Consider the following 23,089-nt stretch of genomic DNA (forward strand, 5'->3'; position numbering starts at 1 on the left):
AAATGTTAAAAATTATATTTACATCATTTTTCTTTCTTATTACTTTTTTAAATGCAAATTTATTACAAGAAGCTATTGATAATGCAAAAGAAGGATCTATATTAAAACTTCCAAAAGGAGTTTATAAAGGTTCTATTGTAATAAATAAACCAATATCAATTATTGGAAAAGAAGATGGTGTAATAATTGATGGAGAGCAACAAGGAACGGTTATTCAAATAACTAGTCCATTTGTAACTATCAAAAATTTAACAATAACAGGAAGTGGTGATAGACACGATACATTAGATTCTGCCATTAAAATTACCAATTCTAATCAATCTGAAATTTCTGGAAACATTATAAAAGATTCATTATTTGGTATTGATGTTTCAATGACAAATAATTCAATAATCTCAAATAACTATATAACTTCAAAAGATTTAGATTTGGGATTAAGAGGTGATGGGCTTAGACTTTGGTACTCAAATGATAATATTGTAACAAAAAATAAACTTATCAAATCAAGAGATATGGTAATTTGGTATTCACATGGAAATGAGATTTCAGAAAACTATGGTGAACACAATAGATATTCACTTCATTTTATGTATGCAGGTAAAAATCTAGTTAAAAATAATACTTATAAATATAATTCTGTTGGAATATTTTTTATGTATAGTCAAGATACAACTGCTATTGGAAATACTATTCAAAGTTCATTAGGTGCAACAGGAATGGGAATAGGATTAAAAGATGTATCAAACTTCACATTAAAAGATAATACAATTATTTATTGTGCGCAAGGTTTATATATAGATAGATCACCATTTGAACCAGATACTAAAAACTGGATTGAAGATAATAAAATCTTATACAATTCAGAAGCTTTACATTTTCATTCTATAAGTGAAAACAATGTAATTAAATCAAATAAAATTCTAGGAAATATCGAAGATATTATAAATGATAGTAGAGGTGCTAAAACAGATTTAAATGAAATAGTAAATAATTATTGGGATAACTACGAAGGTTTTGATAAGGATGGAGATAATATTGGAGATACACCACATAAAGTTTTCCAATATGCTGATCAGTTATGGGTTTATGATCAAGATGTAAAATTTTTCTATGGTTCTCCTGTTATTGCATTATTAAATTTTCTAGCAAAATTAGCACCATTTACTCAACCAATTTTTCTTATGGCTGATGATAAACCTAAGTTAAAAATGTAAGGACTTAAAATGAAAGAATTACAAAAAGATAGAAGAGATTTTATAAAATTCTCAACATTAGGAATTTTAGGATTAACACTAGGAGCAGGAGTTGTTATTTCACCACTTGCTCTTCAAGCTCAAATGAAATTAAGACCACCAGGTGCAGTTAGTGAAAAAGAGTTCTTAGCTTTATGTATTAAATGTGGTCAATGCTTACAAGTATGCCCTTATCACTCTATAAAATTAGCAGATATGGCAAAAGGCCATGGAATTGGAACTCCTTATATTGATGCAAGAGAACGTGGTTGTTATGCTTGTAGTGCAGTTCCTTGTGTACTTGCTTGTCCAAGTGGAGCTTTAGATCATGCTTGTGAAAAACCTGAAGATATAAAAATGGGAATTGCTGTTTTAGAATTCCCAAACAAATGTATTGCAATGACAAATGAACTTGTCACAAAAGAACAAATAGCAAGAATTCATACTCATCCAAATAGTAGACAACTTGAACAAGATATCTTAGATAAGCTAGATAAGTTTGAAGGAAAACCTTGCACAATATGTGCAGATATGTGTCCAATTCCAAATGCAAGTAGTGCTATCTCAATGATACAAAGTGGAAATGGAATGAAACCTGAAATTTATGATGGATGCGTTGGTTGTGGAGCTTGTGAGGAATTATGTCCAGCTTTTGAAGCAGCTATAGTCATAAAACCTAGATTAACTTATGAAGATTATTATATTAAAGGAATTAGATCATGATAAAACAAATTATATTAAGTGCTGCATTAATTTTATTAATAAGTGGATGTGGAGACAATAAAAAAACTGAAGAGACTAAAGAAATCATAAAAGTAGAAAATACTCAAACTCCTTTAAAAATAGAAGTAGAAGAAAATTCAAATGCAAATGAAATAAAAGTTACTCCAAAAATAAAAGATGGTTCAAAAAATGAATCATATTATTATGATTATAATGTAAAAAGTGAATATGATCCAAATGCAAAACCAGCCAATGAAGATGCAGCAGTAAGAGAAAAACCAAGAACTACAATTGATGCAAACTTAAATGTAAGAAGTCCTTATCAAAAAGTTCAAATTTCATTACTTGTAAAAGGTTTGAGTAAAGAGTTTATAGTCAAATGTTCTGCTTGTCATAATGATTATGCAAATGGAATAATTGGACCTTCATTATTAGATAAAGATGCAACATTTATTTTTAATCAAATTAAAAAATTTAAAGAAGATAAAAATGCAAATGTACTAATGAGTGATTTAGTAAAACAAATGTCTGATGAAAATATACAAAAATTAGCTGACGAAATTTTTGCATTTAATAAAGAGATTAAGGAAATGAAATGAAAAATATAATTGCAATTGTTTCAACAGTATTTATAATAGGTCTGATGGTATATACTTTTTCAAATGGTAGAGCATTTCAAGGTGGGGAAGCTGGGAATATTATTGAGGATATGAAATATATCGATACTCCAAAAACAGTAGAAACAGTAGAAACAAAAGAACAAAAAAATGAAGATGAAGAAAAATTAAAAGCCTTAAGAGATAAAGCTGGGAATTCTGGAACATTTGAAGTTTCAAATGCATACAAAAGTAAATGTGCATCTTGCCATGGTGTTGATGGTTCAGGAGAACAAAATGGTAAAAAACTAATGGGTCCTAAATTAATTGGACAAGAAGAAGCAGTTTTATATAAAGATTTAGTTGATTTTAAAGCAGGTAGAAAAGAAAATCTTATTATGAAAGGTTTATTAATCAACCTTGAAGATGAAGATTTAAAAAACTTCGCAAAAGAAATAGCTGGATTTAAAGCAAAACAAGAAGCCTTAAATCAATAGTTAAAAGGAGAATAAAATGGATAAATGGAATACAAGAGCAACCATAAAAAACACAACTTTTATGTCTACTTTTTTTGATAAAACAAAAGATGGAAAAACAAAATTTTCTTATAGAATGAAAAGATGGATTGTAGTTATTTCTATTCATTTATTATTCTTTTTATCATTTCATATTGATATACAAACACTAGAAGGAACATTAAATGGTTCAAGATTTTTAGGTTTTCATTTAATTGACCCATTTACAACTATTCAAATGTTTTTAGCAACTTATCATATGCCAATTAATATGATTATAGGAACTGTAACTATTTTACTTTTTTATCTATTTATTGGTGGAAGAACTTATTGTTCATGGGTTTGTCCATATGGAATTATAAGTGAAATAGGAGAAAAACTTCATAATATTTTACTTACAAAAAAAATCATAAAAGAGCGAAAATTTGATCATAGAGTAAGACATATTTTTTGGTTTATATTTTTAATTTTAGCATTTACAAGTGGTTATTTAGTTTTTGAAACATTTAATGTTGTAGGAATTTTAAGTAGATTTATAACTTATGGTTGGAGTTTAGCTGTTGTTTGGGTTCTTGCAGTATTTTTAATTGAAGTATTTTTTTCAAGACGTGCTTGGTGTACATATCTTTGTCCAATTGGAACAACTTATGGATATGTTGGAAAAGTAAGTGCTCTTAGAATTCAATGGAATGATAATTGTGACCATTGTATGGTTTGTCATGATGTTTGTTTTGAAAATCAAGTATTAGATTTAACAAAAGCAAAATATGATAAAGAAAGACAAGAAAAAGGAATCAAAACTCAATATGTAACAGGCGCTGATTGTACACTTTGTGGAAGATGTATTGATGTTTGTCATTCAGATGCATTAAAATTTGATTTTAGATTAAAAGGCTTAGTATGATTCAAGTTAAAAATTTAACAAAAAAATTCTCTTCACATATATCTTTAGATAATGTAAATATAGAATTTAATAAAAACGAATATATAGCTTTGATGGGACCAAATGGTGCTGGAAAAACTACACTTATTCGTTCTATTTTAGGATATTATCACCCAAATAGTGGGGAAGTATTAATAAATGGACTTGATCCAATTAAACAAAGAGAAGATGTATTAGAGCATATTTCTTTTGTACCACAACTTCCACCCCCTATAAAATTAAGTTTAAATGAGTTAATGCAATATATAGAAGCTAGTTCAAACGTTGATAAAGATTTAATTATGCATTATGCAAATGAAATGAAACTAGATATTAAAGAAAATCTAAATAAATCATTTTTTAAACTAAGTGGTGGGATGAAACAAAAAATGCTTATAGCAATTTCATTAGCTAAAAAAAGTAATATTATCATTTATGATGAACCAACTGCAAATCTTGATCCAAAAGCAAGGGATGATTTCTATAGATTATTAAAACAAAATGAAGATGATAAAATCCTACTTTTTGTAACCCATAGATTAGATGAAGTAAAAGATATAGTTAATCGTCAAGTTTATATGGACTTAGGAAAAATAATTTCAGATGAAAAAGTTAAGGAAAAATAATGATTTCATTAAAAAGAAGAAAATTCATACAAAACACAGCAGCTTTAGCACTTATTCCAATATTTTCTGCTTGCGAGAAAAAGATTTCAACTGAAGTGCATGAAATCCATTGGGATAGAGATATGTGTGCAAGATGTGTAATGGTTGTTAGCGATAGAAATCAAACAGTTCAAGCAATAAATCCAAAAAATGGTAAAGTACATGTATTTGATGATATTGGATGTTTAATATTATGGTTTAGGGATCAAGATATTAAATGGGAAAATGAAGCAGTTATCTGGATAAATGATATAAAAACTTCAAAATGGATAAACGCTAGAACTGCATATTATGATACTATGAATATTACGCCTATGGCTTATGGATTTGGAGCTCATGAAGCAAAAGAAGATATTCAAGAAGGATTAGAAATTATTGATTTTAATGAAGTTAAAAAAAGAGTTCTAGAATCTGAGTAATAATAAAAAGGCGATGCCTTTTTATTATAAATCTTGCTCAATTACTTCTTTAAATCTATTGAAATAAATATAAGATACTTTATCTAAATCTTTGTAAATATCATTTATAGAGATTTTATCTCCTGTTACTTGACCTATTTTTGAATATTCAATATTAAACGAACTTGCAACTTTTTCAAATTCTGCACAGTTTTCAGGCCTAACTTCAACAATAGCTCTACTTAATGATTCTGAGAAAATATCTTTTGAATCATTTAATGAAATTGAAATCTCAATTCCAATATTACCCACAACAGCCATTTTAGCAGCACTTACTGCAATACCACCAACATTTACATCTTTTGCAGATTTTAATAAACCTTTTTTATTTGCTTCAATAACCGTATTCCATAATGCTAATTCTTTTGTAAAATCAACTTCAGGGTGAGTACCAGCTACTTTTCCATACATTTTTTTCATGTATAAAGAAGCACCAAATTCAGATTTTGTTTCACCTAAAAGATATAAAATATTTCCATTTTCTTGAACACAAGAAGGTAATACTTTATTTGCATCTTCATTAACTCCAACCATAGCAATTGAAGGTGTTGGGAAAACCCCTATTCCATTTGTTTCATTATATAAAGATACATTTCCACCAATTACAGGTGTATTTAATTCTCTACAAGCTTTTTTAATACCTTCGCAAGACGCCGCAAATTGCCACATAACTTCAGGATTTGTAGGATTCCCAAAATTTAAACAATCTGTAATTGCTTTTGGAACAGCACCTGTCATTGCAACATTTCTTCCAGATTCCATAACAGCAGCTGCTGCTCCTAATTCTGGATTAATATAACAAAGTCTTGTATTACAATCAGCACTCATTGATAAAGCTTTCCCTGTCTCTTTGATTCTAATAGATGAACCATCAAGTTTACCTGGACCTTTGATTGTATTTGTTTGAACCATTGAATCATATTGAGAATAAACCCAAGATTTATCAACAACTTCCATATCAGAAAATAAATCATCAAATGCAGCTTGATTTGAAATTTCTTTATCTAAAGTAATATCTTCAATACCATCTAAATATGCAGGTCTAGCTGTTGGTCTATCAAGAACTGGAGCTTGTTCAGATACTGGTTGAACAGGAACTTCAGCACATTTTTCACCATGCCAGAATAATTCCATATTTCCAGTATTTGTAACTTCACCAATAACTGCAACATCTAATTCCCATTTTTCAAAGATATCAATAACACCTTGTTCACAACCTTTTTTAGCACAAATAAGCATTCTTTCTTGTGACTCTGAAAGCATGAAATCATAAGGAGTCATACCCTCTTCCCTTGCTGGAACTTTATCTAAATGCATAATCATTCCAGATCCAGATCTTCCTGCCATTTCAAATGAAGAAGAAGTAAGTCCAGCAGCACCCATATCTTGAATACCAATAATTAAATCAGCTTTAAATAGTTCTAAACAAGCTTCTAAAAGTAATTTTTCAGTAAATGGATCTCCAACTTGAACAGTTGGTCTTTTTGATTCAGAATCTTCTGTAAATGCAGCACTTGACATAACTGCTCCACCTAATCCATCACGTCCAGTTTTAGACCCAACATACATTACAGGATTTCCTAAACCTTCTGCTTTTCCTAAGAAAATTTCATCAGATTTTGCAAGTCCAACTGTAAATGCATTAACAAGATTGTTTCCAGCATAACACTCTTCAAAAGTAGTTTCTCCACCAATAGTAGGAACTCCCATACAGTTACCGTATCCACCAATACCAGCAACTACACCTCTTAATAAAAATCTATGTTTTTTAGCAGTTTCACTATTTCCTTCAATTGAAGCAAATCTAATAGAATTCATATTAGCAATTGGTCGTGCACCCATTGTAAATACGTCTCTTAAAATACCGCCAACACCTGTTGCTGCACCTTGGTAAGGTTCAATAAAACTTGGGTGATTGTGTGATTCCATTTTAAATACAGCAGCATATCCATCACCAATGTCAATAACACCAGCATTTTCACCTGGCCCTTGGATAACCCATGGTGCTTTTGTAGGAAAACCACTTAAATATTTTTTACTTGATTTATATGAGCAGTGTTCGCTCCACATAGCAGAGAAGATACCAATTTCTACATAGTTTGGTTCTCTTCCTAAAATTTCTTTAATATTTTCAAATTCTTCAAGTGTTAGAGAGTGAGCAAGTGCTATCTCTTGAAGGTTCATCTCTTGTTTTTGCATCTTTAGCCTTAAAATATGGTTGTTATTTTAAGGCGATTATATCTAAAAAGAGTTAAATATACTTTTAATCCTCAGATAGAATTTTTACTTCATTATCTATTATTTCAATAAATAGCTCTTTATTTCCAATAAATTTAATTGTCGGACTTAAATATTCTTCATCCATAAAAATTCTAAACATATTTTTACCAAGTGAGTTTGGATAGGGAGAAATATCAATGTTTGTAAAGTTTATAGTTTTCTTTTCATCTTTAGCAAAAATTCTCTCTTTATACTCTTTAAACTCTGTAAAACCTGATTTATCATCTTTTTTAAACTCAGTTGAATAAAATGATATATAGTCATTAAATTGTGAATACTTCCATGCATCTTTCCATTTAAAAATAGAAGATAAAATAAGTGCCATTTCATCTTTTGTAGCTTTTTTAAATTGGTTTTGAGTTGTGATTAAAATAGTTTTCTTTAAATCTAAATTTTTTTCTAAATTTTCTAATTCATTATTATCTAAAGCAATACAACCTTTTGTAACACTTTCTCTTTCTCCGCTAAAAGGCTTACCATGAATCCAAATACCATAACCATTTTTGTTAAGACTTTGATCAAAAACATTAGGGTAAGAAGTAACTAAAGCAAAAGGACCATAAAATTGATCCAAGCCAGTTTTCTTTTCAATTAAATCATAAGAACCTTCAGGAGTTTTTTTATCACCTTCTGTATATTTATCACCTTGATTTTCACCTGTGATTACATTGTTTCTTAGAACAAGTTTGAAATCATTATCTTTAACTTCAAAAAGTGAAATTTCTGATTGATCTTTTTGAGTTAAAAGTACATATTTTTTATACTCATAATAACCATAGTCAACATTTTTATCTTTTAAATATTCTTTCCAGTAATCCTGATTTTTTAAAGTTTTTTCTATTTCCATTTCTACTGAATTTAAACCCTGCATTCTATATATATTAACTAAATCACTAGCATATCCATTTAATATTATCATCAAAAAAATTACAACTCTAAACAATTCTTACTCCATATTTATCTTTAAGTTGCGCCATTGTATAATACTTGACCTAATTATTTAATAAAAAAGCGACACACTAATGAAGAAAATCATCCTATCAATTATTATGTTATTTAATATATTATACTCTGCACAAGTAGAAGAATTACCTTGGCCAAAAGGAGAGAGTTTTTTAACTTTCTTGGATAAATATTCAATATCACAAAAGCTATATTTTGACTTAGAAAAAGAAGATAAAGAGTTATGTTCAGAAATAGAAGCTGACAAAACATATTACTTATATACAGAAGATGATGGTTCTTTAAATCAGGTATTAATTCCAGTATCAGATGATATTCAAATCCATGTTTATAAAGATATAAATAATGAATTCAAATTCCAAACTTTACCTATTAATTATACAGAATATACAGAAACTGTTGCAATAGAAATTACAGAATCTGTTTCACATGATATATTAAAAGCCACAGGGGATGTTACTTTAGCAGCAGTTATAAAGTCTCTTTTTAAAGATAGTGTAAACTTTAGGAAAATGCAAAAAGGTGATTTTATTGCATTAAAATATTCAAGAAAAGCATACTTAGGTAAACCATTAGGTCTTCCCGATTTAATGGCAGCAATGGTAGAAATTTCAGGGAAACCTTACTATAGATTTAAACATGATAAAGATGATAAATATTATGATGAAAAAGGTATTGGCTTTACAAAATCATATTTTTTTCAAATTCCTTTGAAATATCAAAGAATTTCAAGTATCTTCACAAAAAAAAGATGGCATCCTGTTTTAAAAAGATATAGAGCTCACTTAGGTACAGACTTCGCAGCACCTAAAGGAAGAACTATTTATGCAGCAGGAGATGGAAGAATTGAATTTGCAGGAACTAAAGGTGGTTATGGAAAAACTATTATTATAAATCATGGTAATGGATATAAAACATTATATGCACATCAAAATGGTTTTGCAAAAGGAATTAGACAAGGTATGGGTATCAAAAAAGGTGAACTAATTGGTTATGTAGGAAATACAGGGCTTAGTTCTGGACCTCATTTGCATTTAGGTTTATACAAAAATGGTACTGCAATTGATGCAATGACTGTCTTAACAAAACCTAAAGTTGATGGATTAGAAGCAAAAGAAAGAGCTACGTTCTTAGCAAATACAAAAGTGATTCAAAAAATATTTGATGATGAAATAAAAAATGACAAAAGAACAATTCCAACAAGATTAGATAGAGTTACAGATAAAAGTGAAATAAATATTTTATAAAAGAAACAAGGATAGAAATGGCTTTACTAAATAATGACAAAGATGTTCTACCTTTAAGTAGTATTTCAGAGCTTTTAAATGCAAAAATTCGTACATTAAAGATGTATGAAGATAAAAAACTATTCCCACTAAAAAACAATAAGCTTAAAAAGCTTTACTCTATAAATGATATAAAAATTATAGCTTTTGTTCACTATCTTGCTAATATAAAAAAAATTAATGCAAATGGAATAAGTTATATCTTAACAATGATTGAAAATAATATGGATGAAAAAAATAGAAATGATTTTTTAGATATGATAGAAAATAAACTTGAAAATATCTCTCAAAGTGATATTCAAGATCTAGAATCTTTTTAAAGAAGTAATTAAATAGACAATAAAATCAATAGAAAATTTCTATTGATTTATTTACGTAAAGAGTTAGAAACTATTGATAAAAACTCATCTTTAGTTTTCTTATTTGATTTAAAAAGCCCTCTTAATGCTGAAGTTACTGTTGTTGAACAAATCTTTTCAACCCCTCTCATTTCCATACACATATGCCGTGCATCAATCATAACAGCTACACCTTTTGGTTTTAAATGCTCATTTAAAGCATCACAAATCTGCTCTGTTAATTGCTCTTGAATTTGTAATCTTCTTGCAAAAACATCTACAACTCTTGGTATTTTTGATAATCCAATAACTTTTCCATTTGGAATGTAAGCCACATGTGCTTTTCCAATAATTGGTAACATATGATGTTCACATTGAGAATAAAACTCTATATCTTTTACCACAACCATTTCATCATTTGTTGATGTAAAAAGAGCTTTTTGAATAATCTCTTTTGGATCTTGTTTATATCCACTACACATAAACTCATAGGCTTTTCTAACACGACTTGGAGTATCTTGTAATCCTTCTCGGTTTACATCTTCACCAACATGTTCAAGCATTTTTTTAATTGCATTTTCAAACTCTATATCACTACTCATTAAACGTTTCCTTTAAATTTATATTTTTATTTATTTAGATTTAGTAAGTTTACTAAATCCAACCTTTCTTTTTAAATATTACAATTGGTGTGATTGCTGCAATTATCATAAAAGTAATTGAAAACGCATAACCATATTCCCAATGCAACTCAGGTATAAAATCAAAGTTCATCCCATAAATACTAGCTATTAATGTGGGTGGTAAAAACATTACATTTACAATTGTAAATATTTTCATAACTTTATTTTGTTCAATACTTAAAATACCAATAAATATATTTTGGAGATAATCTAATCTTTCAAAATTAAAATTTGTATGGTCAATTAGAGATTTAATATCTTTTAACATAATTGGTAAATCATTCTTTTCATCAGTAAATTTCTGAGATTTTAAAAGTGAAGTTAAAATTCTTTGTTTATCTGTTAAATTTTCTCTAATAATCATATTTAAATCTTCAAATGTAGAAATTTTTTCCAATATTTCTTGGTCGTCATTTGAATAATCTGTAAAAACATGTTTTCTGATTTTTGTTATCTCTTTAGATAAATTCTCAATAGTATCAGCATCAGCATCAATTCTAATATCAATAATCTTACAAAAAATAGAATAGCCATTTTTAAATTCTCTTGGTAACAACATAAGTTTTTCTATAAAAATATTAAAACTTTCAAGTTTTTTATATCTAACAGAAATCAATAAAGAACCTAGTAAAATAAATGACACTGTTTCATTGTATGCTGATTTAGCATCATCAACTAAGAAATAACTATTTATTTCTATTTTATTTTTTTCTTCTCTATATCTTGAACTTAGCTCAATCTCTTCACTTTCTTGTTTTGTAGAAAATTTCATATCAAATAAATTTTCAATAGCTTTAACTTCATCAAGAGTAGGAAGAAGCATATCAATCCAAATCACATCATTTTTATTTTCAATATTATCTAAAGAGTCAACACCTTCAACTACAAAAAGCTTATTTCCTTTTTTTATATAACAGTTAATCAAAGATACTCCTTTTCAAGCGTTTATCATGGTTCCCATATTCCAAATAGGCATAAATATTGCCAATACAATCCAAAGTATTAAAGCCATAATCACAATCAAAAATATAGGTTGTATTAAAGACGTTAGCAAATTCATTTTATCATAAAATCTATTTTTATAAATCTTTCTTATTTCACCTATTGTAATACCCAAAGAGTTTGAAATCTCTCCTGTATTTATAAGATTTAAAACTATATCATCAAATATATTTGTTTTTAAAAAAGAGTCATTGATACTTTTTCCATTTTGTAATAAATTATCAATTAGTGCTATTTTATCTAACAAATATTTGTTTTTTAATAAAATTTTTGATGAAATAAAGGCTTTGTGAAATTCATAATTTGATTTTAGCATTATATCTATTACTAAAAACAATTTATAAAGTTGCATATTTAAATAAACATCTTTAACTAAGAATATTTTTTCAATCAAAAGCTTATGAATCACGTATTCGAAATTTTTATTATATTTATAAAAAAATATAAGCCCAAAAGAAAATACCAGTAGAAATAAAAAAATCAAGTAAGAATAGTTTTCTAAAATATGCTGTGTTTCCAATAATATTTCAGTTGCAAGGGGTAATTGATTTTGGCTTTGTTCAAAAATCATTTTAAATTTTGGAATAACAAAAGTAAAAATCGATATTAATGAAATAAAAAAACTTATGATTAAAATTATGGGATATGATATTGCTTTTATAAAACTCTTTTTAATTTCCGAATCTTCTGTTAACAACTGACTCAATGCTTTCATATTTGAAGCTAAGTTTCCATATTTTTGAGATATTTCTAAAAAAGATAAAACTATATGATTAATCTGAAAATTATCCAAGTTTTCACTTATTGATTTTCCATTTGATAAACTATATTTAATAGCTTTTAAAAATTCTAAGATATTTTTATCTTTTTTATTTTTTATCAAAATTTCAAGGGCATCATTTATGTTTATATTTGCTTGTAACATCAAATTTAATTCATAAAAAAGTAGATTTAACTTTTTGTCATTTATTCTTTTTTTATTAAAATAGTTTAAATCAAATGTTTTTTTGTACTCTTCAATACTAATTATATTTTTAGGAAGTTTTTCATTTGTGATATTACTACTTTCAAGTGTAATTTCTTTTATAAAACTTGCATCTTGATATTTTATTTTATACTTTTTCATCAGTATGAAATCACTTTATAAACTTCATCTAAAGAAGTAATATTTTCTTCAACTTTTTGTTTTCCATCATCTAACATAGTTTTAAATTTTATAGTTTTAAGATACTCTTTTATTTCATTTATATCTGATTTTTTAAATATAAAAGAAGATATCTTTTCATCAATTCTTAAAATCTCAGCAATATTTGATCTATCATAATACTTTGTAAAATTACATTTCTCACACCCTTTTGCTTTACAAAAATTACAATAGTTCAAAACTAATCTTTGTGCCATAATAAGTTTTAATGTACTAGAAATCAAAAATGGATCTGCATCTAAATCTACAAGTCTAGAAATAGTCTCAACGGCATTATTAGCATGAATACTAGCAATCACTAAGTGTCCAGTAAGAGACGCTTGTAGGGCAATATCCAAAGAAAATTTATCTCTGACTTCTCCAATAAAAATCACATCTGGATCTTGTCTTAAAATATTTTTTAATACAAGTTCAAAACTAAGTCCAATTTTATTGTTTATTGCAACTTGACAAATTGAATCTATTTTATATTCAATTGGATCTTCAACTGTAATAATCTTTTTTTCTTCACTATCTAACTCTTTTAAAATAGAGTATAAAGTTGTAGTTTTACCACTTCCCGTTGGTCCGGAAATCAATATCAAACCTTGAGTTAATTTTAGTGATTCATTTAAAATTTCAAGTAAATTCGAAGATAATCCTAAAGTTCTTAGATTTTTATTTATATTTTTATTATCTAAAACCCTTAAAACAATTGATTCTGAATCAATTGTAGGCATAGTTGAAACTCTAAAATCAAAATTCTTCTCATTTATAAGTAAAGAGAATCTTCCATCAAGTGGAATTCTAACTTGAGTAATATCTAAGTTAGAAATTAATTTAATATAAGAAGAAATATATTTAAAAAAATCATATTCAAAGGCAAAAAATGTTTTTAATCTTCCATCAACTCTAAATTTAAATAAAATCAAATCCATATATCTTTCAATATGTATATCACTAGCTCGTAATTCAACAGAGAAAAGCAATACTTCTTCTAGAAAATCACTTATATATTTTTCAAAACTATTCTGAAAAATCGACTTAGAAGCTAAATTAAATAAAGCTATTTTTTTATCAAGATTACTTAAAATAAATAAAAGCTCAAGCTCATTAATCTCTTGATAACTAATCAATTTATCAAAATCATCTTTTACTGTTAGAAGATTTGAGTTAGAACAAACTGCAATTTTTAGATATATATTATCCTCATAAATAGGAATTATTTTATTATTGATAAAATATTCTTTCCCATACTTTTCAAATAACGAATAATCAATAAATGTTTTTAAGATACTCTTCATCTGCTAACTCCAATCTTATTTTTTTATTTTTATTTTCTAAAACAATAGAATTTCTGTTAATTTCATTAACTTTAAATCCATCAATTATCTCACCTTCTTTTAACCAAATATCATTTATTAAAATATATTCAGCAATTATCGCTTTTAGTTCATAATTATTTTGTGGAATTGGTATTTTAGTGATTTTAATTTCCTTAGCTATTTCAGATTTCTTTTTAACTATAGGTTTTATTTTCTCAAATTTTTTTATATAAAATTTATTTAGATCAATTTTTAAATCAAAAAAATGTGCATTTAAATCTTTTTTATCAGACATAGTAATTAAATTTATTTTTGTAAAACTATTTATATTTTCAATCTCTTTTATAAATAAAGGAAGTTGTTCTATTTTTGCTTCTATTTTTAAATCTACAATATTCTTTTTATTATTTAAAGAAAGAATTTCTATATTATTTTCCTTTGCCCTATTTTCAAGATTTGAGAAAAATTCTAAAAAAGAACTTTGAAATTTCTTATTTTCATACTCTTTAAAATTTATTTTGTTTTTTATGGCAATTGGTTCTTCTAAAACAAAAAAAGAACTTGAGAAATAATACAAAAGATATAAAAGCAAAAGAGGCAAAAGATATAGTTCAATTTTAGTTTTTAATGAAGCATTGGCAAATTTATTATTTATATAAGTTAACATAAGCTGTCACCTCATAGAGTTCCTTTTTTTCATCAAAATATATTGATGAAGAAATCAAACTTTTTTTATACTCTTTTAAAAATAGATATAAGTTATCTTTAATTTGGGAATTTAGAACAATTTTTATTTTTGGTTTTTTATATTCAAAAGATATTATTTGTAAACTATATTTATTTAGGTTTTCTAAAATTCCATTAAAATCATTTTCAAGGCTTACAAAAGTATGCTCTTTTTTGAATTCTTCGTAATTTAAACTTTGAGTATTTGTTGTTGGATTTTCAATTTTTTGTGAACTATTTTGTTCTATATAATAAATGCAAATATATACTAATATAAAAAGGTAAATCAAATAAAAAATGAAACTATTATTTTTTCTCTTATTTATATTTTTTAAATTGCTTTTTTTATTTCTTTGAAAATATTTATCTTTTAGTTCTTTTAGTTCATCTGCTTTTATTTTTTTATAGTTATTTACTTTTGTATTAAATTTTTTATTTATAAAATCAAGAAATTCTTCAATAGTTAAAGAAAATTCAATAGCTTGATAGTAATAAAAAACACCATTTTTATATAAACAAAAAAACTTATCTGTAAGATATAAATCTAATCCTTCACTAATATCATCATAAAAAAGCTCAAAAACTTGAAATTCTGCATTTGTGAATTTATTATCTATAAGAATAATTTGATACTGTTTTAGTTCTTGAAGATATGTAGTATAAATCAAATCATTACTTGAGTATTCTTTATTATTTAAATTCAAAGATGTCGTAACAAAATTTTTTAAACTATTATTATCTATTTCTTCTGAAACATCTAGTTCAAGTGAAAAGATTTGTTCTGTTGAAATATAATTTATCATAAAGCAATCCATATATAATTTTTTTAGTTATTAAAAATTATACAATAAAGAGCTTAAGGCAAGATATAAAATAATATTTTTATTTATTTAATAAGTGGATTGTTTAGTGTAATATAAAGAAGAGGTAGTTCCTCTTCTTTTAGAAAGTTACGTCGTAACCTAAGTCTTTAAGTCCTTGTCTGTCTTTTGTCCAACCTTTTTTAATTGAAACAAATAGCTCTAAATAGCACTTTTTACCTGTTAGTTTTTCTATTTTTTCTCTTGCATCTTTTCCAATTCTTTTAATTGCAACTGCATTTTTTCCAATAATCATACCTTTTTGAGTAGATTTTTGAACAATAATAGTAGCTTTTACAACATCTACATTATCTTTTTCTTCAACTTTATTGATTAGAACATCTGTTTCATATGGAATTTCATCTGAAATATTTTCAAAAATTGATTCTCTAATAAACTCTTTAAATAAATCTCTCATATTTTCAGTAGTCATAATTTCTGGATCAAATAAATATGGATGAACTGGTAAATGTTTTACAACATCATTTAAAATATCAGCTTTTGTAGTTTGTTTTTTTATAGAAATTGGAATTACAGCTTCGTATCTATCACTGTATTTTTCATATTCTTTGATTTTTTCTAAAACTTCAGCATTTGATACAAAATCAATTTTTGTAAGAAGTAAGATGTGTTTTACATTTTTCTTATTTTTTACTAAAAAATCTTCATAATGTGAAACTTTATCAGTAATAGGTGCTAAAAATAAAATTAAATCACAATCACCCATTGCTTTTAATGCCTCATCAAGCATAAATTGATTTAATAGTTTTTCAGTTTCATGAATACCTGGTGTATCCACAAATACAATTTGATCATCATTGTGCATTACAATAATATTTGATCTTTTTCTTGTAGCATTTGCTTTGTGTGAAACCATCGCAATCTTTTCACCAACAAGCCAATTTAATAGTGAACTTTTACCAGCATTCGGTCTTCCTACTACTGATACATATCCGCATTTTGTCATTTTTATCCCTTTGTAATCAATACGAAGTTTTCTTCGTAAAATCTAATTTTTTGCATTATACTATAAAATTATGATATTTAAAAATTTGAGAGATAAATAATGATTTGAAAAAGAATAATTTATCTTTTTCTAAAGCTTAAACTTTGTAATAAATCGTTTTTTGTAATTATTTCATTATTATTTAAATCAGCAATAGTTCTTGCTACTTTTAAAACTTTATTTATACTTCTAAAGGAGAGCTGATAATTTATTTTAGCTTTTTCTAGAATATTTTCTGATTCATCATCTAAGATACAATATTTTTTTATATCCTCATCTCTTAATTTCCCATTTAATTCACTTTGCCCTCTTTTCTTTTGTTTTATAAAAGCACTTATTACTTTTTCATGCAATTCTTTAGAACTTACAAAGTTTTTATTATCACTAAAAGCATCATTCATAACAACATATAAATCAATTCGATCTAAAAAAGGTTCACTTAAGCGCCCTTTGTATCTTTGGATTTCCATTTCATTACATCTGCACTCTTTTACACTAGAAAGTAAATTACCACAAGGACATGGATTCATAGCTGCGATGAAAATAAATTTTGTTTCATACATAATTTTTGTATTCACTCTTGAAATCAAAATCTTATTATCTTCTAATGGTTCTCTTAAAGCTTCTAAAATTGATTTAGAAAAATGTGGCAATTCATCAAAGAACAAAATACCATTGTTACTAAGTGCGATTTCTCCCATCTTTGCATTTGAACTACCTCCTCCAAAAATGGAAGATTTGGTTGAACTATGATGTGGACTTCGAAATGCTCGAATTGGTAGAAAATCTACCTCTTTATAATCTAATGATTGAAGTTTTGCTTTTTCTAAAATTTCTTCTAAATTCATAGGTGGCATAATATATTTTAGTCTTTTTGAAATCATTGACTTACCACATCCAGGGCTTCCTTCAAAGATTATATTATGGCAACCAGCAGAGCTTATAACAGCTGCATTTTTAGCCATATCTTGACCTATTACATCTTGAAAATCATCTATATAATTTGTATCAAAATAGTACTCTATTTCATTTATTTTTAATACTTTATATTCTAATGGATTTTTTTTAAATAAAAACTCTTCTTTTTTATTTGATTTAATAAAATTAATAGCATCATCTAAATTTTTTACACAATAGATTTCTAAATTTGGAATATTTGAGAGTTTTTTTGCACTTTCTTCACAAACTAAAACTTTATTTATAAGATTCTTTTTTGTTAAAGATAAAATAATAGGAAAAATTGAACTTGTATCTTTTATATTCCCATCAAGAGATAATTCACCAAAAAAATATATGTCATTAAAATCAATATTTTTTTGATCATAAAAAGCTATCTGTAAAGCTATTGCCAAGTCAAAATGAGTACCTTTTTTATTTATTTCAGAAGGTGAGAGATTAACAGTTATTTTCAAAGGTGGAAATTTAAATCCATTTGTTAAAAGTGCAGATTTTACCCTATCCTTAGATTCACTAATACTTGTACTAATCATTCCAACAATAGTAAAGGTAGGCAAGCCTTTTGTAAAAGTGGACTCAACATCAATGCTTATGGCATCTATTGTATCTAAAGAGGCTGACTTTATAATTTTCATATTTTACCCTTTAAAAATAATATTTTTAATTATATAATAAAAGGCCTTAAATCAAATATCTTCTATTTTAACTTCACTTGCTATAATATGAAAAAAATATAGGAATTAATACATATGTCATCACTTACAAATTGCCCTGAATGCAATCATGAAATATTATCAAGACTTGGAACTGTCTGCCCTGAATGTGGTCATACAATAGGATATTTTAATGGAGATAGAAAAAGAAAAGTTTATGGGAAATTTTTTGCATTAACTGTATTTGCACCATTTATATCACTTATTACAATATTATTCGCTTCACAAAATAAATATACAATGATAGTAGGAACACTGATTTATCTATTTTTAGCTGTAAAATCTTGTCCATTATTATTTAAAGAAATTTTTTTTACAAGTTTTGAGAAAGTGTTTTTTTGGTTAATTTGGATTATTGCAAATAGTATAATGTTTTCTTTGATATTTAATATCACTCAAAAGGGTTTTGAGTAGAATAAAAGGGAAAGGAATAAAAGATAAATTATTTTTTATCTTTTAACTTCTTTTTCCACTCTTTTTCAAATTTTTTTCTTTTAATTATTGACAGATGTTCTATAAATAAATGACCTGCTAAATGCTCCATCTCATGTTGCCATGCAACTGCTAGAAAATCTTCGCATTCCATTATTTGTTTTTGACCATTTCTATCAAAATATTCAACTATTATATGCTTTGCTCTTGTAACATCTTCACTAAAACCAGGAACACTTAAACACCCTTCAGTGAATACTTGAGTACCATCTTTGTGAGTAATTATAGGATTGATAGCTTCAATTAAATCATTTTTATCTTGAATATCTTCTTCATTTGGTAAATTGATTATCAAAACATTTAATGGGATTGCAACTTGAATTGCAGCTAGTCCAACGCCTGTTTCAGCCATCATAGTTTCATACATATCATCTAAAAGAGTGTGCAGTTTTGAATCAAACTGCTCCACATCTTTAGATTTTAATCGAAGTAATTTGTTTGGATAAGTTATAACTTCTCTAATCATTGCAATTCTTATTTATGTTTAGTTATAACTTCGTCAATTAAACCATAAGCACAAGCTTCTTCAGCACTCATAAAATTATCTCTTTCTGTATCTTTTTCAATAGTTTCAATAGTTTTTCCAGTTTGTTCTGCAATCATTGCATTTAAACTATCTTTCATTCTTTGAATCTCTTTAGCTTGAATTTGGATATCAGTTGATTGACCTTGAGCACCACCTGATGGTTGGTGAATCATTATTCTAGAGTTAGGTAAAGAATATCTCTTACCTTTTACACCAGCTGATAATAAAAATGCACCCATAGATGCTGCTTGTCCTATACAAATAGTACAAACATCAGGTTTGATATAATTCATAGTATCATAAATTGACATACCACTTGTAATTACTCCACCTGGAGAGTTTATATATAAATAGATATCTTTATCTGGATCTTCAGCTTCAAGAAAAAGTAACTGAGCAACAATAGTTGACGCAACTTGGTCATTTACTTCTCCACTTAACATAATAATTCTATCTTTTAGAAGTCTTGAATAAATATCGTAACTTCTTTCCCCTCTACCGCTTTTTTCAACTACATATGGTATATAACTCATATTCATTCCTATAATTATTTTCCTAATTTTTCATCTAATAATTTAGAGATAACTTTCTCTTCAATCATAGACATTTTAATAGCTGGTAAGTATCCAGCTTCTTGGTATTGTTTTACAACTTCTTGTGGGTTTTGTCCCATTTGCATTGCTTCATAATAAAGAACTTGCATAACTTCTTGATCACTTACTTGAATATTTTCAGCTTTTGCTAAAGAATCAATAATAAATGTAGCTTTTACAGAATTAACTGCATCTTCTTTTAATTCATTTCTAATTTCTTCAACTTTTGCAGGATCTTCTTGTAAAGCTTTAATTTCATCTTCACCCATTGATCTTACTTTATTATTTAAAGCATAGTTAATCTCTTGATCAACTACAGAATTTGGTAATGCAAATTCTATTCTCTCAACTAAAGTTTCTAAATATGCAGGTTTTAATTCTTCTCTATAGTATTTACCCATAGCTTCAGATTTCATTTGCTCTTTAATTTTTTCTCTTAAAGTATCAATTGTTACATTTTCTTCATTTGGTAACATTTTTTGTGCAAATTCATCATTTAATTCAGCTGCTGCTTTTTCTTGAATTTCATGTAAAGTTACTTTAAAAGTAGCTTCTTTACCTGCTAAGTTTTTAGCTTGGTAAGATTCTGGGAAAGTTACAACGATATCTTTTTGCTCTTCATATTTCATACCGATAACTTGTTCTTCAAATCCTGGAATAAATGAACCTGAACCTACGTGTAATGGATACTTTTCAGCTTTTCCACCTTCAAATGCAACACCATCAACAAAACCTTCAAAATCGATAACAGCATGATCATCTTGTTTTACAGCTCTTTTTCTAGCAATTTTTGCTAATGGAGCAGATGATTTAGAAATTTCTTCTAATCTTGCATCAATATCAGCAGCATCAATTTCTTTTTCAGCAACTTCTGGAAGTAATGATTTATAATCACCTAAATCAATAGTTGGTTTACAAGCAACTGCGATTTCAACTTCGATTGAACCATCTTCTTTTTTATCAAATTTAGAAATATTTGGCTCACCAATTAAATCTTCACTTGCAATTGCTAATTCTTTGATACCGTCATTTAAAACTTTTCTTAATGCGTCACCTTCAGCATCTTCTCTTAATTTTTCAGCAAATCTTTGCTTAATAACAGTTACAGGAACTTTTCCTTTTCTAAAACCTTGAACATTCATAGTTTTTGCAGCTTGTTTAGCTACTTTGTCTAAATTTGCTTCAATTGTTTCTTTTGTAACTGTAGCAGTGATAACTGCGTTTGCTCCATCAACTCTATTTGCGTTAAATTCCATTAAATTTACTCCGATTGTTATAATTTTAACAGTGATTTTAGCTAAAAATTACTAAGTGTTTACTAAAATAGCACTTTTAAAGGAGTTTTGATTGTATTTTATCCATTTTCAGGTACTTTTTTTAATGTTAATACCAAGCTTTATTCTCATGTATTTAATAATCACAAAACAAAGTAAATTAACTTCTTATTTTTCAAAAAATGCCTTAAACAAGCTTAGTGTCTCAAATCAATATTTTTCTAATAAGGCTAGAAATATAACTCTTTTTTTATCTTTAATTTTTATGATAATAGCCCTTGCAAGACCTGTAACAAATGAAAAGATAAATGATATAGAAGCAGAGTTAAATGCTGTAGTAATAGCAATAGATGTTTCAAAATCTATGAATGCTATAGATATTTATCCAAATAGATTAGAATTTGCAAAAAAGAAAATACTAGATATTATTGATACTTCTAAAACAGAAGCAATAGGAGTTATACTATTTGCTAAATCATCTTTTTTGTTATCTGCTGTTACTCAAGATTTAACATCAATAAAACTTCTAATAAATAATCTTGATACTGGAATAAATTTTGACAACGGCACAAATATATTTTCAACTTTAGAAACTACACAAAAACTATTAAAAGATTTTTCAAGTAAAAATCTGATTTTATTAACAGATGGAGCAGATAATACAGATTTTGAAAAAGAAATTGGGTTTGCAAATAAAAATAAAATAAATGTTTATACACTAGCTCTTGGAACACCACAAGGTTCAGTTATAAAATTAAATGATGGAAATTTTTTAACAGATAAAAATGGCGATATAGTAAATGTAAAATTAAATGAATCAATAAAAGAATTAAGCCTTAAAACAAATGGTGGATATATAAATTACACACTTGATAACAGGGATATAAATCAAATACTAAATGATATAAATTCAAAGTCACAAAAAGAAAAATTTGATAACACTAAATACAAATCATATACTGAACTATTTTATTATCCTTTGGCTTTTGGTATATTTTTACTTTTGATTGCTTTTTCATCTCTGCCTACTTTTACAAAAAACAAATCATCTCTTTCAATACTTTTATTATCATTGATTTTTATTTCAAACTCAAATTTAAATGCCTCTTCAATTTTTGATTTCAATACAATAAAAGAAGCAAATAATGCCTATGAAAAAGAAGAATATGAAAAAGCATCAAATGAATTTAAAAAATTAGATTCAAATGAATCAAGAGATTATAATCTTGCAAATTCTTATTATAAAGATAATAAATTTAAAGAAGCTATAGAATTATATAAAAACATTCAAACTTCAAATAATGATCTAGAGTTTAAAAGATTACACAATTTAGCTAATTCTTATGCAAAAAATAAGGATTTTCAAAATGCAATTAAAAACTATGAAGAAGCATTAAAACTTAAAAATGATCAAAATACTAGAGAAAATTTAGAATTAGTGAAAAAACTATTGGAAAATAAAAATAAAAAACAAGAGCAAAATGACAAAGAAGATAAGCAAGAAAAAGAAAACAAAGATACTAAAGAAAAAGAACAAAAAAAAGAAAAAAAACAAAAAAATGATTCTAAAAATCAAGAAAATAGAAATCAAGAAAAATCAGAAGAAACCCAAAAAGAGAAAAAAGAAGAAGATAGAAAACAAGAAATAATGTCTGATTATGAAGAACAAAAATGGTTAAAAGACTTAGAAAGCCAAAAAACAAATTCTTTACTAAAAAAAATGGAATCTTCGAATGAAGATTCCATTTCAAATCCATGGTAAAATCAAAAA

General features: G+C 26.5%; 24 protein-coding genes. 11 read left to right on the forward strand and 13 right to left on the reverse strand.

Features of this window, described 5'->3' with window-relative positions; genetic code table 11:
- Positions 1 to 2: 2 nt before the first annotated feature.
- The 7 genes from AACT_RS11035 to AACT_RS11065 are packed head-to-tail and all read left to right on the forward strand — an operon-like array spanning position 3 to position 5,072.
- Positions 3 to 1,214 (forward strand): nitrous oxide reductase family maturation protein NosD, encoded by a 1,212-nt coding sequence (locus AACT_RS11035; protein ID WP_172126904.1) that lies wholly within the window; start codon positions 3 to 5, stop codon positions 1,212 to 1,214.
- Between the two features lie 9 nt (positions 1,215 to 1,223).
- Complete coding sequence (locus AACT_RS11040; RefSeq protein ID WP_172126906.1) at positions 1,224 to 1,955, forward strand: 4Fe-4S dicluster domain-containing protein; 732 nt, start codon at positions 1,224 to 1,226, stop codon at positions 1,953 to 1,955.
- Complete coding sequence (locus AACT_RS11045) at positions 1,952 to 2,554, forward strand: c-type cytochrome (RefSeq protein ID WP_172126908.1); 603 nt, start codon at positions 1,952 to 1,954, stop codon at positions 2,552 to 2,554. Before AACT_RS11040 ends, AACT_RS11045 begins: the two co-directional genes overlap by 4 nt.
- Positions 2,551 to 3,048, forward strand: a complete 498-nt coding sequence (locus tag AACT_RS11050) for a c-type cytochrome (protein WP_172126910.1) — start codon at positions 2,551 to 2,553, stop codon at positions 3,046 to 3,048. Before AACT_RS11045 ends, AACT_RS11050 begins: the two co-directional genes overlap by 4 nt.
- A 16-nt stretch (positions 3,049 to 3,064) precedes the next feature.
- The gene (locus AACT_RS11055; protein ID WP_172126912.1) at positions 3,065 to 3,970 is read left to right on the forward strand and encodes a NapH/MauN family ferredoxin-type protein; all 906 of its coding nucleotides are present in this window, start codon (positions 3,065 to 3,067) and stop codon (positions 3,968 to 3,970) included.
- Positions 3,967 to 4,614, forward strand: coding sequence for an ABC transporter ATP-binding protein (locus tag AACT_RS11060; RefSeq protein WP_172126914.1), 648 nt, complete (start codon positions 3,967 to 3,969; stop codon positions 4,612 to 4,614). The genes AACT_RS11055 and AACT_RS11060 overlap by 4 nt, the downstream gene beginning before the upstream one ends.
- Positions 4,614 to 5,072 (forward strand): nitrous oxide reductase accessory protein NosL, encoded by a 459-nt coding sequence (locus AACT_RS11065; RefSeq protein ID WP_228720482.1) that lies wholly within the window; start codon positions 4,614 to 4,616, stop codon positions 5,070 to 5,072. Before AACT_RS11060 ends, AACT_RS11065 begins: the two co-directional genes overlap by 1 nt.
- A gap of 24 nt (positions 5,073 to 5,096) precedes the next feature.
- Here AACT_RS11065 and purL read toward each other — a convergent pair whose 3' ends face one another.
- Positions 5,097 to 7,310 carry a phosphoribosylformylglycinamidine synthase subunit PurL gene (purL, locus tag AACT_RS11070; protein ID WP_172126916.1) on the reverse strand — a complete coding sequence of 738 codons (2,214 nt, stop codon included), beginning with the start codon at positions 7,308 to 7,310 and terminating at the stop codon, positions 5,097 to 5,099.
- 64 nt (positions 7,311 to 7,374) lie between these two features.
- Positions 7,375 to 8,334: a L,D-transpeptidase family protein gene (locus AACT_RS11075; RefSeq protein ID WP_172126918.1), complete on the reverse strand. Its 960-nt coding sequence runs from the start codon at positions 8,332 to 8,334 to the stop codon at positions 7,375 to 7,377.
- Between the two features lie 79 nt (positions 8,335 to 8,413).
- Between AACT_RS11075 and AACT_RS11080 the strand changes: the two genes are divergently transcribed.
- Both AACT_RS11080 and AACT_RS11085 read left to right on the forward strand, forming a co-directional pair.
- A complete protein-coding gene (locus AACT_RS11080) occupies positions 8,414 to 9,601 on the forward strand; it encodes a peptidoglycan DD-metalloendopeptidase family protein (RefSeq protein WP_172126920.1) in 1,188 nt (395 codons plus the stop codon).
- A gap of 17 nt (positions 9,602 to 9,618) precedes the next feature.
- The gene (locus tag AACT_RS11085; RefSeq protein WP_172126922.1) at positions 9,619 to 9,960 is read left to right on the forward strand and encodes a MerR family transcriptional regulator; all 342 of its coding nucleotides are present in this window, start codon (positions 9,619 to 9,621) and stop codon (positions 9,958 to 9,960) included.
- Between the two features lie 47 nt (positions 9,961 to 10,007).
- On the opposite strand, the gene folE is transcribed toward AACT_RS11085, so the two are convergent.
- The 8 genes from folE to AACT_RS11125 all read right to left on the reverse strand — a co-directional run bounded on the left by folE (position 10,008) and on the right by AACT_RS11125 (position 18,355).
- On the reverse strand, positions 10,008 to 10,580 hold the full coding sequence (gene folE / locus AACT_RS11090) for a GTP cyclohydrolase I FolE (RefSeq protein ID WP_172126924.1): 573 nt from the start codon (positions 10,578 to 10,580) through the stop codon (positions 10,008 to 10,010).
- A gap of 52 nt (positions 10,581 to 10,632) precedes the next feature.
- A complete protein-coding gene (gene corA / locus AACT_RS11095) occupies positions 10,633 to 11,586 on the reverse strand; it encodes a magnesium/cobalt transporter CorA (RefSeq protein WP_172126926.1) in 954 nt (317 codons plus the stop codon).
- A gap of 12 nt (positions 11,587 to 11,598) precedes the next feature.
- Positions 11,599 to 12,789, reverse strand: coding sequence for a type II secretion system F family protein (locus AACT_RS11100; RefSeq protein WP_172126928.1), 1,191 nt, complete (start codon positions 12,787 to 12,789; stop codon positions 11,599 to 11,601).
- Positions 12,789 to 14,150 carry a GspE/PulE family protein gene (locus AACT_RS11105; RefSeq protein ID WP_172126930.1) on the reverse strand — a complete coding sequence of 454 codons (1,362 nt, stop codon included), beginning with the start codon at positions 14,148 to 14,150 and terminating at the stop codon, positions 12,789 to 12,791. Before AACT_RS11105 ends, AACT_RS11100 begins: the two co-directional genes overlap by 1 nt.
- Positions 14,122 to 14,838 carry a hypothetical protein gene (locus tag AACT_RS11110; protein WP_172126932.1) on the reverse strand — a complete coding sequence of 239 codons (717 nt, stop codon included), beginning with the start codon at positions 14,836 to 14,838 and terminating at the stop codon, positions 14,122 to 14,124. The genes AACT_RS11105 and AACT_RS11110 overlap by 29 nt, the downstream gene beginning before the upstream one ends.
- Complete coding sequence (locus AACT_RS11115; RefSeq protein WP_172126934.1) at positions 14,819 to 15,700, reverse strand: hypothetical protein; 882 nt, start codon at positions 15,698 to 15,700, stop codon at positions 14,819 to 14,821. Before AACT_RS11115 ends, AACT_RS11110 begins: the two co-directional genes overlap by 20 nt.
- Positions 15,701 to 15,839: 139 nt before the next feature.
- The gene (gene era, locus AACT_RS11120; protein WP_172126936.1) at positions 15,840 to 16,724 is read right to left on the reverse strand and encodes a GTPase Era; all 885 of its coding nucleotides are present in this window, start codon (positions 16,722 to 16,724) and stop codon (positions 15,840 to 15,842) included.
- A 119-nt stretch (positions 16,725 to 16,843) separates the two neighbouring features.
- Positions 16,844 to 18,355 carry a YifB family Mg chelatase-like AAA ATPase gene (locus tag AACT_RS11125; protein WP_172126938.1) on the reverse strand — a complete coding sequence of 504 codons (1,512 nt, stop codon included), beginning with the start codon at positions 18,353 to 18,355 and terminating at the stop codon, positions 16,844 to 16,846.
- A gap of 114 nt (positions 18,356 to 18,469) precedes the next feature.
- Between AACT_RS11125 and AACT_RS11130 the strand changes: the two genes are divergently transcribed.
- A complete protein-coding gene (locus tag AACT_RS11130) occupies positions 18,470 to 18,847 on the forward strand; it encodes a hypothetical protein (protein WP_172126940.1) in 378 nt (125 codons plus the stop codon).
- 28 nt (positions 18,848 to 18,875) lie between these two features.
- Here AACT_RS11130 and def read toward each other — a convergent pair whose 3' ends face one another.
- Genes def through tig form a run of 3 tightly spaced genes read right to left on the reverse strand, consistent with a single transcriptional unit; the run spans position 18,876 to position 21,300 of the window.
- Entirely contained in the window at positions 18,876 to 19,391 is a 516-nt protein-coding gene (def, locus tag AACT_RS11135) for a peptide deformylase (protein ID WP_172126942.1), read from the reverse strand.
- Between the two features lie 8 nt (positions 19,392 to 19,399).
- Positions 19,400 to 19,984 carry an ATP-dependent Clp endopeptidase proteolytic subunit ClpP gene (clpP, locus tag AACT_RS11140; protein ID WP_172126944.1) on the reverse strand — a complete coding sequence of 195 codons (585 nt, stop codon included), beginning with the start codon at positions 19,982 to 19,984 and terminating at the stop codon, positions 19,400 to 19,402.
- A 14-nt stretch (positions 19,985 to 19,998) separates the two neighbouring features.
- On the reverse strand, positions 19,999 to 21,300 hold the full coding sequence (gene tig / locus AACT_RS11145; protein WP_172126946.1) for a trigger factor: 1,302 nt from the start codon (positions 21,298 to 21,300) through the stop codon (positions 19,999 to 20,001).
- 148 nt (positions 21,301 to 21,448) lie between these two features.
- Here tig and AACT_RS11150 point away from each other — a divergent pair, with 148 nt between their 5' ends.
- Positions 21,449 to 23,080, forward strand: coding sequence for a VWA domain-containing protein (locus tag AACT_RS11150; protein ID WP_172126948.1), 1,632 nt, complete (start codon positions 21,449 to 21,451; stop codon positions 23,078 to 23,080).
- Positions 23,081 to 23,089: the final 9 nt, after the last annotated feature.

The sequence above is a fragment of the Arcobacter acticola genome (assembly GCF_013177675.1).
In the GTDB taxonomy this organism is placed as follows: Bacteria; Campylobacterota; Campylobacteria; order Campylobacterales; family Arcobacteraceae; genus Aliarcobacter; species Aliarcobacter acticola.

Excerpts from the sequence above, each read along its gene's own strand:
- AACT_RS11035 (WP_172126904.1), top strand. The coding sequence starts at position 3 with ATGTTAAAAATTATATTTACATCATTTTTCTTTCTTATTACTTTTTTA.
- AACT_RS11040 (WP_172126906.1), top strand. The coding sequence starts at position 1,224 with ATGAAAGAATTACAAAAAGATAGAAGAGATTTTATAAAATTCTCAACA.
- AACT_RS11045 (WP_172126908.1), top strand. The coding sequence starts at position 1,952 with ATGATAAAACAAATTATATTAAGTGCTGCATTAATTTTATTAATAAGT.
- AACT_RS11050 (WP_172126910.1), top strand. The coding sequence starts at position 2,551 with ATGAAAAATATAATTGCAATTGTTTCAACAGTATTTATAATAGGTCTG.
- AACT_RS11055 (WP_172126912.1), top strand. The coding sequence starts at position 3,065 with ATGGATAAATGGAATACAAGAGCAACCATAAAAAACACAACTTTTATG.
- AACT_RS11060 (WP_172126914.1), top strand. The coding sequence starts at position 3,967 with ATGATTCAAGTTAAAAATTTAACAAAAAAATTCTCTTCACATATATCT.
- AACT_RS11065 (WP_228720482.1), top strand. The coding sequence starts at position 4,614 with ATGATTTCATTAAAAAGAAGAAAATTCATACAAAACACAGCAGCTTTA.
- purL (WP_172126916.1), bottom strand. The coding sequence starts at position 7,310 with ATGCAAAAACAAGAGATGAACCTTCAAGAGATAGCACTTGCTCACTCT.
- AACT_RS11080 (WP_172126920.1), top strand. The coding sequence starts at position 8,414 with ATGAAGAAAATCATCCTATCAATTATTATGTTATTTAATATATTATAC.
- AACT_RS11085 (WP_172126922.1), top strand. The coding sequence starts at position 9,619 with ATGGCTTTACTAAATAATGACAAAGATGTTCTACCTTTAAGTAGTATT.
- folE (WP_172126924.1), bottom strand. The coding sequence starts at position 10,580 with ATGAGTAGTGATATAGAGTTTGAAAATGCAATTAAAAAAATGCTTGAA.
- AACT_RS11100 (WP_172126928.1), bottom strand. The coding sequence starts at position 12,789 with ATGAAAAAGTATAAAATAAAATATCAAGATGCAAGTTTTATAAAAGAA.
- AACT_RS11105 (WP_172126930.1), bottom strand. The coding sequence starts at position 14,150 with ATGAAGAGTATCTTAAAAACATTTATTGATTATTCGTTATTTGAAAAG.
- AACT_RS11110 (WP_172126932.1), bottom strand. The coding sequence starts at position 14,838 with ATGTTAACTTATATAAATAATAAATTTGCCAATGCTTCATTAAAAACT.
- AACT_RS11115 (WP_172126934.1), bottom strand. The coding sequence starts at position 15,700 with ATGATAAATTATATTTCAACAGAACAAATCTTTTCACTTGAACTAGAT.
- era (WP_172126936.1), bottom strand. The coding sequence starts at position 16,724 with ATGACAAAATGCGGATATGTATCAGTAGTAGGAAGACCGAATGCTGGT.
- AACT_RS11125 (WP_172126938.1), bottom strand. The coding sequence starts at position 18,355 with ATGAAAATTATAAAGTCAGCCTCTTTAGATACAATAGATGCCATAAGC.
- AACT_RS11130 (WP_172126940.1), top strand. The coding sequence starts at position 18,470 with ATGTCATCACTTACAAATTGCCCTGAATGCAATCATGAAATATTATCA.
- def (WP_172126942.1), bottom strand. The coding sequence starts at position 19,391 with ATGATTAGAGAAGTTATAACTTATCCAAACAAATTACTTCGATTAAAA.
- clpP (WP_172126944.1), bottom strand. The coding sequence starts at position 19,984 with ATGAGTTATATACCATATGTAGTTGAAAAAAGCGGTAGAGGGGAAAGA.
- tig (WP_172126946.1), bottom strand. The coding sequence starts at position 21,300 with ATGGAATTTAACGCAAATAGAGTTGATGGAGCAAACGCAGTTATCACT.
- AACT_RS11150 (WP_172126948.1), top strand. The coding sequence starts at position 21,449 with ATGTATTTAATAATCACAAAACAAAGTAAATTAACTTCTTATTTTTCA.